The organism is Mycobacterium gastri (genome assembly GCF_002102175.1).
Taxonomy (GTDB): domain Bacteria; phylum Actinomycetota; class Actinomycetes; order Mycobacteriales; family Mycobacteriaceae; genus Mycobacterium; species Mycobacterium gastri.
Map to the genome: position 1 here is coordinate 1 of NZ_LQOX01000099.1, position 13634 is coordinate 13634.

Here is a 13634-nt window from a genome sequence, read left to right on the forward strand (position 1 = left end):
CACCAAGACCGCGGCCAACCCCGCACCAACACGTTCCATCACCCCGAAAAACTGCTCCGCGACGGAGACGACGACGACGAAGACGAAGACGAAGCTCCATAGCCTGAATCACAATTACCTTGCAACGCAACGTCATACGTGCTCAGCTCACCGTGCGAGGGAACTAGCTGCAATTCGTGGATAGCGGACGTCGCTGAAACTCTAGCCACGGTCGTCGTTCTCACCGCTTTGGCCCTCATCGCCGGGCGGAGTCTGGGCGGCCAAAATGATCGAGATCGGTATCGGTGTGGACAGCTCGAATTTGCCTTGCTCGTCATAGTAGGCGCCGATCGTGTACTCGCCTTCGGTCTCGATCGGGAACGAGAGTTCTTGGGTAAAACACCGGTATTTGGATGCCTTATCGTCGTCGTCCGGCCAATGCCAACTGGCTTTGAGGGTTCCGCACGGCACCCCGGCGGGATCCTTGCACACGACATGGAGTTCCGGGTCATAGTCACCGCCTGCTTTGGCATGTACCACCAGAACAACGGGAACCTTTGCCCAGAGCGGCATTTGGTCGACCTGAAACCAGGTCATCGGGATGCGCGTCGCATTGATCGCGCCGTATTCGTCCAGCGTGGCGGTGCCGGCAACGAACAATGACGATACGTGCAGCATCACGACATCATAAGGACATCGAATAGCTGAATCCGGACGTTCGAGTTGCGGGCGCGCCGCGCCCAGTTGCGCCCGGAGACGCGGTGTAGCGACGAAGGCGGATATCGCGCCGCCGGAACTGCCCGCCTGAGGGTCGGGCGATCGAGCGTTGCTACACCACGTCTCGGGACTTGTCCTCCGATCTAGTCGGCCCGAGAGCCGACACCGTGCTTACGAATCGATGTCGTCGACCACAAAGACAGCCCAGCACGCGTTTGATGCTGGCCTCTTGCTCGGCAACGGACATGGCCGCGGTGTCGCTGTCGGTGGCGTCGGGGTTTTCGCGCGGCGCGCTATCCAACTCGATGGTGAATGCCCCCGGCCGGTCTGTTAGTTGCAGGCCCCACCCGAAGATGCCGTGCGCGGTGCGAAAGTACTGCCTGGCCGGGACGGCACCGAATCCCGGTACGTTCAGCGCCCCGCTCACCGGATCCACCCAGTCAAGCGGCGGCAGCACCCCGAACGTCACATGTTCGATGACGTCGTAAGACGACATCCCGGGAAAGTCGATGCCGGCCAGCTTGCGGGTGATACTTGAGCCGCCGTCGGCGCCTATCAGGTATTCGGCCGTTAGCTCATAGGCGCCGTCCGGGCCGGCGATGTTGACGGTGACGCCGTCGTCGCACTGGTCGAAGCCGGTCAACGCGTGACCCCAGCGGAAGTCGACGCCGTATTTTTCGGCGGCGGCTACCAGCACCTCGATGAGCCTGGGTTGTTCCACCCGAAGTGTGTACAGCTGGTGATCCGGCACCTGCGCGAAACTGAATGCGAAGCCGGCGAAAAATGAGCCGGGGGCGGGTTGCGGGGGTTCATCCGTCCCGGTGAGAGTGCTGTACAGGCCGCGATGGTCGAAGATCCGGACTCCTTGGCCGACAATGCCCGCCGCGCGAGGTTGGCGGTTAGGGCCGGGACTGCCGTCCAATACCACCGGCCGTATCCCGGCCAGTCCCAGTTCGCAGGCCAGCATCAGCCCATTCGGGCCGGCTCCGGCGATGACGACCTGGGTCACGGGGTGAGATTACCTAGTCCGCCGCGGTGACCGGCCCGAGGCCGGTCACGATGTCGTCCAGACGGAACGACTCTGGCTGTTCGAGTTGGGCGTAGGTGCACGAGCGTGGATCGCGGTCCGGGCGCCACCGGTTGAACTGGGCCGTATGGCGAAACCGGGGGCCTTCCATGTGGTCGTAGCGCACTTCGACGACACGTTCGGGGCGCAGCGGCACGAACGACAGGTCTTTGCCGGCATTCCAGCGGGAGAATTCGTTCTTGCGCGGGGTGCGTTCGCCGGCTTCGTGGGCGGCCCAATTCCACGGATGGTTGTCGAAAGTTGTCACCAGCGGCTGTAATTCGGTGAAGAGCTGCCGTCGCTGCGCCATCGGGAAGGCGCCGATCACACCGACCGAAGCGAGTTGGCCGTCCTCCTGGTAGAGCCCCAGCAGCAGCGAGCCGACAGCGTCACCGCCGGACTTGTGCACCCGGTACCCGGCCACCACGCAGTCGGCGGTCCGTTCGTGCTTGATCTTGAACATGACCCGCTTGTCCGGCTGATAGGTGATGGTCAGCGGTTTGGCGATGACGCCGTCGAGACCGGCACCCTCGAACTCGAAGAACCAGCGCTGTGCGGTCGACAGGTCGGTGGTGGCCGGGGTGAGGTGGATCGACGGGCCCGAGCCGGACAGCGCATCCACCAGCGCCGCCCGCCGCTCACTGAACGGCCGCTTCGTGTAGTCGTCGTCGCCGAGTGCCAGCAGGTCGAACGCGATGAACGACGCCGGGGTGTGCTCGGCGAGCATGCGCACCCGCGAATCGGCCGGGTGGATGCGCTGTTGCAGGGCCTCGAAATCCAGGCCCTGCCCGGTGGCGATGACGATCTCGCCGTCGAACACGCAGCGCGGCGGCAGTTCGGCCCGCACCGCGGCGACCAGCTCGGGGAAATAGCGGGTCATCGGCCGCTCGTTGCGACTGCCCAGCTCGACCTCGTCGCCGTCGCGAAAACAGATGGACCGGAAGCCGTCCCATTTCGGTTCGTATGACGCGCCGGCCGGGATGGTCTTGACGGACTTGGCCAGCATCGGCGAAACGGGCGGCATCACGGGTAGGTCCACGGGTTCATTCTGTCGTGCGGCATGCTGGACTCCAGTTATGGCCGCTGCAGCAGAAGAACTCGACGTCGACGGCATCCGGGTGCGGGTGACCAACCCGGACCGGGTGTACTTCCCGCAGCTCGGGTCCGACGGCACCAAGCGGCGGCTGGTGGAGTACTACCTCGCCGTGGGCCGCGGCCCGATGCTGGGCGCGCTCCGCGACCGGCCCACACACCTGCAGCGCTTCCCCGACGGCATCGACGGCGAGGAGATCTATCAGAAGCGGGTGCCCCAGCACCGTCCCGACTACCTGCAGACCTGCAAGGTGACGTTCCCATCGGGACGCACCGCCGACGCGCTGAAGGTGACCCACCCGGCGGCGATCGTCTGGGCGGCGCAGATGGGCACCGTGACGCTGCACCCGTGGCAGGTGCGCTGTCCTGACACCGAGCACCCCGACGAGTTGCGCATCGATCTGGATCCGCAGCCCGGCACCGGTTTTGCGCAGGCGCGGGCGGTCACCGTCGACGTGTTGCGGCCGCTGCTCGACGAACTCGGGTTCGTCGGCTACCCGAAGACCTCCGGGGGGCGTGGGGTGCATGTGTTTGTCCGGATCGCCACCGACTGGGACTTCATCGCGGTGCGCCGGGCGGGCATCGCGCTGGCCCGCGAGGTGGAGCGTCGCGCGCCCGACACAGTGACCACGTCCTGGTGGAAGGAAGAACGCGGCGAGCGCATCTTCATCGACTTCAACCAAAATGCCCGCGACCGCACCATGGCGTCGGCGTATTCGGTGCGCCGCACCCCGATTGCCACCGTGTCGACACCGTTGACCTGGGATGAGCTGGCCGCCGCCGACCCCGACGACTACACCATGGCCACGGTGCCCGACCTGGTGCGGCGTCGCAAGGACCCCTGGGCCGGTATGGATGATGTGGCGCAGTCGATTGCGCCGTTGCTGGACATGGTTGCCGCCGACGAAGAGCGCGGGCTCGCAGATATGCCGTATCCGCCGAATTACCCGAAGATGCCGGGCGAACCGAAACGGGTGCAGCCGAGCCGGGATACCGATCTGAAGAGGGACACCCGAAACACCTAGCGGCTCGCCGAGCCCAGTCCGCGGTCAGCGCACCGGTGGCGGACTCGCGGCGTTGCTCTTCGGGTCGATCAGGATCTTCGCGTGTGCCTCGGGGTCGCCGAGCGCGTCGAACGCGGCCTCGACACCGGGCAACCCGACGGTCCCGGTGATCAGCGGCGCGGCATTGACCTTGCCGTCGGCGAGCATGTGCAGCGTGTCGCGGAACTCCAGCGGGGTATAGCCGAGCACGAACCGCAGGTCGATCTCTTTGTTGATCGCCATCGCCGGGCGGATGTGGTCTGCGCCCATGCATACCCCGACCACCACAACGCGGGAAAACAGCGGCGCACTCGCGATGATGCCGTCGATAATGCCTGGGACACCGACACATTCGAAGATGACCGGGCTCTTGGGTGTCGCCGCGCCGGCCGCTTCGGCGACGCGCCACAGATGCCACCAGGGCAGCCGTAACCGGTGCAGCTTTTCGACGGTGCCGACCGCGAGGTCGAACGCGTCGAGGATGCTCTTCAGGTAGCCCTTGCCCGGTCCATGGGCGGCGGCCGTTTCGTAGGGGGAGTCCTGCGCCGGGTCGACGACGGCGTCGGCACCGCAGGCGGTGGCCAGCGCGCGCCGGCCCGGGGAGAAGTCGCTGGCGATCACGGTGCGCACGCCGTGTGCCTTGAGCATGCAGATCACCGCGAGGCCGATGGGGCCGCAGCCGATCACGATTGCGACGTCGCGGCTGCCCACGTCGCCGCGCCGGACGGCGTGCCAGCCTACGGCCATCGGCTCGGTCAGCGCGGCGATCTCGGGCGACAGGCCGTTGGGGACGGGAAACGTCAGCGACTGCTCGACCAGCAGTTGCTCGGCGTAGGCGCCCGGTGCCATTGTCGACAGTCCGATCCCGTGCACCTCGTTGCCGCGTCGCAGCAGTGGCATGGCCACAACCGGCGTGCCGGGCCGGGGAGCCTTGCGGGTGCCGGGGCCGTAGTCGAGCACCTCGCCGCAGAACTCGTGTCCGAACACCACATGCTGATCGGATCGCATGAAGGCGTGGTAGCCCGATTCGTCCATCATGTCGGCGAGTTCGTCGCAGTGGTAACGGGCATGCAGGTCCGATCCGCAGATGCCGCACTTGCGGACATCGATCAGCAACTGCCCTTTGGCCGGTTGCGGGGTGGGCTGTTCGACTACCTCGAGCTTGGCGTTGGTGCAGGTTACCGCTCTCATTCTGAGACAGCCTGTTCGGTCGGGTTGATGTTCTTGCCGGGCCCAACGTAAACCTCGACGAACCCGGCTGTCACCCCCGGCACCGGCAGGTTGGCGTCAGGGTCAGGCAGCACCCGCCGAACTGATCATGGCTTCTCCGCGATCATCAGGGTGTAGCCGAGTCGTCCGGCCTGGACTTCGGCGCGCGCCAGCGCGGTGAACGCGCGGACGGTGTCGAGCTGGATGACGTTGTCTGCCAAGGTATCTGGTACGGCGATGGCCAAGGCGGTGATCCGCGAGTCGATGCGGTCGATCATGTCCAGCAGGCTCCGGTCGTGCGACTCGACGTGGCGGATGCGTAGCCCCGCCTGCTGCAGGATGCCGGTGTAGTCGGTGACCGACCGGGCGTCGGCGATGCAAGCCACCCATGCGCGCAGTGAGGTCAGCTCCGGCGGTAGGCCGGCATCGGTGACGGTGACATCGGTGATGCCGACCAAGCCTCCCGGACGCAGGATCCGGGCGAACTGGCGGGCTGCCGCAGCCTTGTCCGGAAAGGTGCACAGTGCGCATTCGCACACCAGGGCGTCAAAAGCGTTGTCCGCCAGGGGAAGTGCCTCGGCGTCGCCGTGATGGAGGTGCACCCGATGCTGCAGCCCGGCTTGCGCGACGGCCGCCCGGGCGCGCGTCACATTGATATCGCTGAGCTCCACTCCGTCGACCTCGACATGGTATTCACTGGCGAGCAGTCGTGCGGTGGCGCCCCGCCCGGCGGCGACATCGGCAACCCGCCGCCCTGACCGTAGCCCAAGCCGGTTTGCTAGCCTGCGGGTCAGTGCCGCGCCGCCCGGATGATAGGAGTCGCCGAGCAGCAGGGTGACGATGTCGCCGGAATAAGCTTCGGCGCAACAGGCTTTGATCTGCTGCGGTGACAGCGTGATTGGCGTCGCACGGTGGCCGGCCTGCTTGGAGCCGTGTGGGGAATCGGCCACCAGACCGGCCAGCGGGGCGGCGTTGGGCACGATATCGGGAACCGGCACGCCGGTGAGCTGTTCGCGGACTTGCTCGCGGTAGCCAACCGAGTTGTAGGCGCAGAACGGGATCAGTCGCCCGTCCGGAGTAAGTTGCTGCACACAGCATTTCATCAGTTGCTTGACGTTCAGGGTGTAGGGGTCCTGGAAGTCCTGGATCACGATGGCGAAGACCCGATCGGTCAGGTTGGCCAGCGCCTCGGGCAGGTTGATCCCGCAGGCGTTGGCGCAGTCGAGCGCGGCTGCCGCCCTCCGCAACTGTTCGATCGTGGTGTCGGTGCCCAGCACCGCCGACGCCGACCACAGCTTCTCCAGCGCTTCGCGAATCGCCAGGTCGGGGATCACCCGGTTGGACACGTAGTCGAGATAGTCCTGCACGTCGAGCAGCCGTGGAATCGGCAGCACATGCTCACCGTCGGTGAGCAGATAGGTGATCGATCGACAGGTGGGAAAACAACACGGAACCGGGAAAAAATCGTCGGCCTGGAACCAGTCGGGCAGCTGGGCGGCGATGCCGTGCACGATATCGGAGTTGGTCAGCCGGGTCAGGGGATCGAACTGCAGGTGCCGGCCGGCGTGGGTGACCGGCTGGAACACCACCGATTGCACCGCGGGCTGCGCCATACCGTGGCGGATGACGGCGCCGAGTTCGTGGTCGTTGATCCCGCGCTCCACTGCGGCAACCAGACTCACGGTCAGGCCCGCCGCCGCGCAGTTGTCCAGCGCACGGGCCTTGATGCCGCGCAGATCACGGCCGCGGATCTGCCGGTGGGTTGCTTCCTCGACGCCGTCGAACTGCAGGTAGATGTGCACCGGGCGGCCCGGCCGGTTGCGCTGCGCGAGGTTGGCGACGAACTGCCGGTCCGACGCGAGGCGAATGCCGTTGGTGTTGATGATGACGGTTTTGATCGGACGGGTCTGGGCGGCGTCGACGAACTCGAGGATCTGCTTGTGGATCGTCGGCTCGCCGCCCGAGAACATCACGACTTCGGGTTCGCCCTCGGCCGCGACGAGTGCGTCGAGCATCTTCTCGCACTGTGCCACGGTGAGCGCGTAGCCGTCGGGCTGGTGACCGGAGTCCGCGAAACAGATCGGGCAGTCCAGGTTGCAGTGGGTGTTGACTTCGATCAACCCCAGGCAGGCGTGCTGTTTGTGATCCGGGCACAGGCCGCAGTCGCTGGGACAGCCGTCGCGGATCTCGGTCTGAAACTGCAGCGGAATGGTGCCGGGTTTGTTGAATCGTATTGATTCCAAGTACATCTGGGCGTCCCCGTACACCAGGGCCTCGAACTCGCCATGGTCGCGGCAGCGCTTGCGCAGATATACCTTGCCGCTGCGGACGTTGACCTGAGCGTCCACCACCGCCTTGCACACCGGGCAGATGCTCCTGGTGTACTCGAGGAATACCTCGTCGAGATCCCGCTTCGTCATCGTCACTGGTGCCCCGCTTCCCATCGGCCCGGTGAACCGGAGTAGCTCATCACGGCGGATAGCGTGCCCGCGCGCAACTGTCATCAGGACTACAGTTCAGCTGCGCGCCGCACCGCAATAGCGTGCTATAGCGGCAAGGATGATTGCAGGAGGTTGACCAGAATGATTCGGGCTGTCTGGAACGGGGCCGTGCTTGCCGAGGCGCCGCGAACCGTCCGCGTGGAGGGCAATGACTACTTTCCGCCGGAGTCGCTGCGGCGCGAGCACCTGGTCGACAGCTCGACGAAGTCGAGATGCCCCTGGAAGGGCCTGGCGCACTATTACACCGTGTCGGTCAATGGCGAGGTGAATCCGGACGCCGCGTGGTACTACCCGCGTCCGAGCCCGCTGGCGCGTCGGATCAAGAACCACGTCGCGTTCTGGAACGGTGTGCGCGTGGAAGGGGCTCCCGAAGAAGCTCCCCCGCAAAGCCCATCGGATAAGGATGGCCGGCTGCCGATCTGGCGCATCGGCATCACCGGCGGTTTGGTCGGCATCCTGTGCTGCATCGGACCCACCGTCCTCGCGATGTTCGGAATCATCAGCGGCGCAACGGCATTGGTGTGGGCCAATAATCTGTACGGCAACTACGCGTGGTGGTTCCGGCTGAGCGGCCTGGGTGTCCTTGCGCTGCTCGTATGGATTGCGTTGCGGCGACGCAATCAGTGCAGTCTCCCCGGCATCCGCCGGTTACGGTGGCGGCTGGCGACCACGCTGGGGATCGCGGTTGGCACCTACGCGGCGTTGTATGCGGTGACGACCTGGCTGGAAAGGTTCGCGTAAAACCGATTCTAGTCCGACGGTCTGGTGATGCGATGAGATGCTGCGACGAGATGCCCTGCGACGGGCGAATATTCGCGATCCAAGGGCGGCAGCCAGGAGTGCGGCGAGAATTACCAGCAGCGGCCATACCCCGAGCGAGTCGACGCCCCGGACCAGCCAGGTTTGCACCGCACCGGCGGCTTCAATGACGGGATCCTCCGTGCCGGCCTCGGTGAAATACAACCGGATCTCGTAGTAACCGTAATAGGTCACGTAGAGCCCGGTCAGCAGCAGCAGCAGGCCGGCCATGCGACCGAGGTGGGGCAGGATGCGACGGAGCACGCCCGCCGCCGATGACCCGACAAAGGCCACGGCCAGTGCGGCCACTCCCACAGTGATGGCCATGCCGACGGCGTAGACCACGAATGCCAGAACCCCGGTGAGTATCGAGCCCCGCCGAAATGTGGTGCTGATCAACGCCAGAAAGGGCCCGATCGTGCACGACAGCGAAGCCACCGCGTATGCGACGCCGTAGCCGTACATGGAACGCAACCGCGCCGTCGGCGCGCCACCGGAAAGCTTCGGCACCACCACAGCGATATCTCTGCCGGTGAGCAGCCAGGCCGCCAAACCGATCAGCAACACACCGATGATCACGGTGGCAAACGGAACATACTGCTGCACCGAGGAGATCAGTGGAGCAATCAGCAGACCGAAGATGCCGAACACCGTGAGGAATCCGGCCGACATGACAAGCGTGGCCGCTCCGGCACGGGCCAGCGCCACCGACCGCGACGTGATCTGACTGCCGCCAGCAATCACCAAACCCAAATATCCTGGCAGGAAGGCAAATCCACACGGGTTCAGCGCGGCCACCAGCCCGGCTGCCAGCGCCAGGCCCAGCGGGGTCGTGTCGATCACAGGTCGGCCAGCCCGCTAACCCGCTTGGTCAACTCGGGTTCGGTCAAGGGGCCGTCGACGACGTCGATAGTGCCGTTTGCGCTGACGAATGCGAAAGCCGGTTGCGCCGTCACGCCGAACCTCGCCCAGACCGCCGCGTCGGTATCGGCCAGCTGCGGCATCGAGCTGAGCTGGTATCTGTCGACGAAATTTTGCATCGCCGGTAACTGGTCTTGCGCGGCCACTCCTATGAAGGTCACCGCCGGATGCGCCGCGGCGACGTTGCCGACCGTCGCGGCTTCCCTTTGGCAGACGGGACACCGCGGCGCCCAAAACCACAGCACTGCCGGCCTGCCCGACAGGCTTTCGCCCGAAAATATGCGGCCATCAAGGGTCTTTGCGGTGAACTGCAGCTGCGCCGGCACGGGCAGGTGGGCACCGGCCGGTCCGGATGGCGCAACCGAGGTTACCGCAGGCACCGCAGCCGGCAGCGTGGTAGCGCCGCGGGCGCACCCAGCGGTCAAAGCGATGAGGGCGGCAAGGCCGGTCAGGGGGCGACCGATCATGACGCGTCCCTGCGCCCGGTGATCGTGTTCAGGTGGCCAACCGGAATGGTCGCGCCGATCGACAGTGCTTTACTCGTCACCTCCGTAGTCCAGCCCAACGGGTCGACGGAAACCACAGGTTGGTCAGCGTGCTGACAGTTGCCCGTGTTCGCGCTGGTTGCGGAACGGTCCGGGCCGGGTATCAGCGTGGGATCAGATAGATCCGGCGCCGGAACATGCTAATAGGTGAACTATGACAACAGCGTTCGTGCTCTCCGGGGGCGGCAGCCTCGGGTCCATCCAGATCGGGATGCTCCTCGGTTTGGCCGAAAGCTGCATCGCGCCGGACCTGATCGTCGGCACGTCCGTCGGTGCCGTCAACGGCGGTTGGCTGGCGTCGCGTGCTGATGTCGAAGGGATCGGCATGCTGGCCGACCTCTGGCGGTCGCTGTCGAGAGAAGACGTATTCCCCACCCGCCCGATCGTCGGGCTGTTGGGTTTTCTCGGTCTGCGTTCCAACCTGGTCCCGAGCCACGGCCTGCGGCGGCTTCTCAAGGGCCATCTTTTTACCCGACGTCGAAACGACCGTTGGGCTCGCGGCAGGGCTGGCCGCCGTTAAAGCGCCGGTTCGTATGGGCGGCGCGGCCAAGTCGGGCTGTGCTCTGGGTCAGAGTCCCGTGTCACGTCGGTACGGGCCTCGTCGCGGGCGTTGGAAGGAAAAGAGGTGTCGACGCACCACCAGGCATCGCAGAGTTTAGCCCACCACTGCGGTACTGGTAGCGGGGAGGCGCCGCAGGCCACCACCCCGTAGGTATCCGGGTCGCCGGGAGCTCCGGGCGACGACGTCACGTATTGATCCACCATTGCGGCGACGTTGTTGTCCACGTCGATCTCGCAGTGCACGTTTCCCGCATACGGTGACGGGATGCTCACTTGCATACCAGCTTTCGCCGGATCGGCCAGCATGGTGTTGGTGGTGAATTCGCGGCCTGTTGCGCTCAACGGGGCCGTAGCCGTGTAGCTGTCGTTGACCATGTAGATCGCCCGAGCGCTGGAAATGGGCGCGTCCACCTTCACGATGTAGGTGACGTTGTGCGGGTTGTGGGGGTCGGCCAGGGCAGTCGCGGGAGTCAGCAGCCAGCCGATGGCAGCGCCCGTCACGGCGGCGATCACCGCCCAGCTGCGCGTGGTGGGACTCATGACGGCAGACAATACGCTCCACCTGCTTTGCCGGCCAGGCTTTTCCGGCCATTGCCGTAGCCACATTACGGCGAGGTCCGGCCACTATTCGGCTGCGCGAGTTCTTTCAACCGAATAGTCATGTGGATAACACACTCCTGCCAATCCGTCGCCGGCCCAGGTAACCCCGCATAACGATGTAAAAGTTTGGCTTCTGGCAGCCGCCTGTGTGGGTTACGCTCTGCGCTGACTTCCACGACGACAAGGATCCGCAATGGAATCTACATCCCTCGGGCGTCGCCCGCGGCGAACTCCATTGGACCGCAGGACATTTTTGGCGCTGATGGCTGTCACCGCCGGCGCGGGTGTGATCAGGAGCGCCGGTCCGGCGCGGGCCGGCGGCGAAGAGCTTCGCGACTTGGCCGAAGTTTCAAGCGAGAACGGCGTCTTGGATTATTCGCTGGAGGTGGTGACCAATCCGGTAGAGCTGGGTGGTCGTCAGCTGACCCTGGAGACATACAACGGTCAGTTTCCGGGACCGATCTTGCGGATACGGCAGGGCGACAACCTACGAATTCTGCTTAAGAACCGCATCGTTCCGGTAGGCATTCCCACAAATAATGTTTTCATGGTGCCCTATTGCGCCTCCAAGTCCAACGACCCGCGTTTCGATACCCGGCGAGCTTGCGTCCACGACTTTTGGAATAGGTGGGAGCGAAGGGCAACTATGTTCCAGGAGCTGGTCGACACGAACCTGCACACCCATGGGCTGCAGGTGTCTCCGGAAGACCCAGGGGACAACGTGGGACTTCAGCTGGGCCCGCTGCAAGACCACCAGTACAGCTACAACATCGCGGCCAACCAGCCGACCGGGTTGCACTGGTATCACCCGCATTTCCACACTGCGACGGCCCATCAACTGTGGAACGGGCTGTCCGGTCCGATCATCGTCGAGGGCGAGATCGACGCGATACCCGAGATTGCCGAAATGCGAGAGCGAACCATCGTGGTCAACGAGATGTGGATCGCGGACGACAGTGCCGAGGTGCCGTTCGCCGTGGTGGTTCCCATGGCGGGTCACGCGCCCTTCGAATCCATTCCCGCGGTGCCGTCGTCCATGTACTTTCCCCTCAACGGCCAGTTGCTGCCGGACATCAATATCAAACCGGGGGAGGCGCAGCGCTGGCGGTTTCTCAACGCGTGCCCGCATCGGTCGATCTGGCTGCATGTCGAGGGTCACACATTGCATCAAATCGCCACGGACGGAACGCCATACCGGACACCGCGGCCCCGGGCGAACATCATGCTGGCCGCCGGCAACCGGGCCGAGTTCATCATCAAGGGCGGTGAGCCGGGCCGCTACCGGATCTACGCGGCAGCCTACGACCAAGGCCACCCCGGTGGCGCCCGACCCTCGATGTCGTTGGGCACATTGGTGGTCAACGGGAACAAGGTCAACAGCCGGATGCCCACGACCCTGGTGGATCCGCCGCAGATGCCGAACCTGCCGATCGCCCGTCGGCGCACCATGGTGTTCTCCGGAGACATCACCGGCCGGACCGGCATGGGAGTGCAGTTCCTGATCGACGGCAAGGAATTCGATCACCAACGGATTGACACCGAGGTCGAGGCGGGCACCATCGAAGAGTGGACGTTGATCAATGAGGACGTCTTTCAGCATCCAATTCATATCCATGTCAACCCGTTTCAGGTCGTCGACATCCACGGCATTCCACCCGGGGACACCAGCTGGCAGACGGAGCCGGACGTGTGGTGGGATACCTTCCGGCTGCCCCCGTTCGGCCGGTACACCCTGCGTATGTATTTCCGCCCCGACGTGACCGGCATGACCGTTTATCACTGCCACATTCTGCCGCACGAAGACAGAGGAATGATGGGCCTTCTCATGATCGATCCGCCCGGACAGCATGCAATGGAGTGACGATGCACCGCCCAATTGTTGTCACTCTTGTGTTAGCGACGTTGTCGGCCGTGGGGCTCGCAACCGCGGAGCCCTCGATGCAACCGATGCAAAACCAAGGCCGTTACAGCTTCAACCAGCAGCATCGCGACAATCTCAGCTGGTGGAACCGCACCTGGGTGCCACAGCTCATTCCCAAAGGCGCGCTGCTCGAAGTGCAACTGCCGAGCGATCCGATCCACTGGATTCCCTACGGCGAACCGGACTGTCAGCCGAGCCCGGGTTGGGACTGGGCCGAAATCAGCGGTTCGTGGTACCCCGACGGCCCCCCGCGGCACCAGCGGGTTGCCGTGCAACTGGAAGGTCAGCGCACCGTTCCCAACGAGAACCGCTACCGGGAGTCGGCAAATCCGTACGAACTGCCCGGCGTGTACATCCCTTTCGACAAACGGGTGGACGGCAGCAAGACCATCACGATCTTCGACTACCGACTGCTGCCCGGAAACCCCGACGACTATTGGGCCGGAAGGGGTTTGGCAACAATCTGCCTGCGGCCCGACCCGATCCCCGAGGACGTCAGAGTGCTGGGCTTCCCGCCCGACACGCCGCCCACCTATGTGCTCACGCTGGTCGTCGGTGTGCGGCAGGCCTCCTACGGAGGCGGCCTGCCGCCGACCCCGTTACCGCTACCGCCGATGGTCACCCTCGAGCCGGACGGGCCGGCCGCGCCGACCGAGCCCGCCACCGAGGAGCATGGCTGAG

The 13634-nt window shown here is 64.9% G+C and carries 11 protein-coding genes and 3 pseudogenes; 6 read left to right on the forward strand and 8 right to left on the reverse strand.

Annotation, left to right across the window (positions count from 1 at the left end; genetic code table 11):
* Positions 1-201: 201 nt before the first annotated feature.
* From AWC07_RS10405 to AWC07_RS10415, 3 genes are all read right to left on the reverse strand, one after another.
* Positions 202-657: a hypothetical protein gene (locus AWC07_RS10405; protein ID WP_244187551.1), complete on the reverse strand. Its 456-nt coding sequence runs from the start codon at positions 655-657 to the stop codon at positions 202-204.
* 151 nt (positions 658-808) lie between these two features.
* Entirely contained in the window at positions 809-1705 is an 897-nt protein-coding gene (locus AWC07_RS10410) for an FAD-dependent oxidoreductase (RefSeq protein WP_051507833.1), read from the reverse strand.
* A 13-nt stretch (positions 1706-1718) separates the two neighbouring features.
* Entirely contained in the window at positions 1719-2801 is a 1083-nt protein-coding gene (locus AWC07_RS10415) for an ATP-dependent DNA ligase (protein WP_036410417.1), read from the reverse strand.
* 37 nt (positions 2802-2838) lie between these two features.
* On the opposite strand from AWC07_RS10415, the gene AWC07_RS10420 reads away from it, so the two are divergent.
* A complete protein-coding gene (locus AWC07_RS10420; RefSeq protein ID WP_036410419.1) occupies positions 2839-3879 on the forward strand; it encodes a DNA polymerase domain-containing protein in 1041 nt (346 codons plus the stop codon).
* A 24-nt stretch (positions 3880-3903) separates the two neighbouring features.
* On the opposite strand, the gene AWC07_RS10425 is transcribed toward AWC07_RS10420, so the two are convergent.
* Together AWC07_RS10425 and AWC07_RS10430 are read right to left on the reverse strand one after the other, a co-directional pair.
* On the reverse strand, positions 3904-5088 hold the full coding sequence (locus AWC07_RS10425; protein WP_036410421.1) for a zinc-binding dehydrogenase: 1185 nt from the start codon (positions 5086-5088) through the stop codon (positions 3904-3906).
* Positions 5089-5213: 125 nt separating this feature from the next.
* The gene (locus AWC07_RS10430) at positions 5214-7610 is read right to left on the reverse strand and encodes a radical SAM protein (RefSeq protein WP_244187552.1); all 2397 of its coding nucleotides are present in this window, start codon (positions 7608-7610) and stop codon (positions 5214-5216) included.
* A gap of 78 nt (positions 7611-7688) precedes the next feature.
* Here AWC07_RS10430 and AWC07_RS28060 point away from each other — a divergent pair.
* Both AWC07_RS28060 and AWC07_RS10435 read left to right on the forward strand, forming a co-directional pair.
* Positions 7689-7979, forward strand: a pseudogene (locus AWC07_RS28060) (DUF427 domain-containing protein); the annotation flags it as partial.
* A complete protein-coding gene (locus tag AWC07_RS10435) occupies positions 7962-8348 on the forward strand; it encodes a hypothetical protein (RefSeq protein WP_036410442.1) in 387 nt (128 codons plus the stop codon). The pseudogene AWC07_RS28060 and the gene AWC07_RS10435, both read left to right, overlap by 18 nt.
* A 57-nt stretch (positions 8349-8405) precedes the next feature.
* Here the strand turns inward: AWC07_RS10435 and AWC07_RS10440 are convergent.
* A pseudogene (locus AWC07_RS10440) lies at positions 8406-9248 on the reverse strand (cytochrome c biogenesis CcdA family protein); the annotation flags it as partial.
* Positions 9245-9793: a redoxin domain-containing protein gene (locus AWC07_RS10445; protein ID WP_036410426.1), complete on the reverse strand. Its 549-nt coding sequence runs from the start codon at positions 9791-9793 to the stop codon at positions 9245-9247. The pseudogene AWC07_RS10440 and the gene AWC07_RS10445, both read right to left, overlap by 4 nt.
* Positions 9794-10025: 232 nt before the next feature.
* Between AWC07_RS10445 and AWC07_RS10450 the strand changes: the two are divergent.
* Positions 10026-10358: pseudogene (locus AWC07_RS10450) on the forward strand (patatin-like phospholipase family protein); the annotation flags it as partial.
* 29 nt (positions 10359-10387) lie between these two features.
* Here AWC07_RS10450 and AWC07_RS28665 read toward each other — a convergent pair.
* A complete protein-coding gene (locus AWC07_RS28665; RefSeq protein ID WP_036410428.1) occupies positions 10388-10972 on the reverse strand; it encodes a hypothetical protein in 585 nt (194 codons plus the stop codon).
* Between the two features lie 253 nt (positions 10973-11225).
* On the opposite strand from AWC07_RS28665, the gene AWC07_RS10460 reads away from it, so the two are divergent.
* Positions 11226-12893, forward strand: a complete 1668-nt coding sequence (locus AWC07_RS10460) for a multicopper oxidase family protein (protein WP_244187553.1) — start codon at positions 11226-11228, stop codon at positions 12891-12893.
* Positions 12894-12970: 77 nt separating this feature from the next.
* Complete coding sequence (locus AWC07_RS10465; protein ID WP_244187554.1) at positions 12971-13633, forward strand: hypothetical protein; 663 nt, start codon at positions 12971-12973, stop codon at positions 13631-13633.
* Position 13634: the final 1 nt, after the last annotated feature.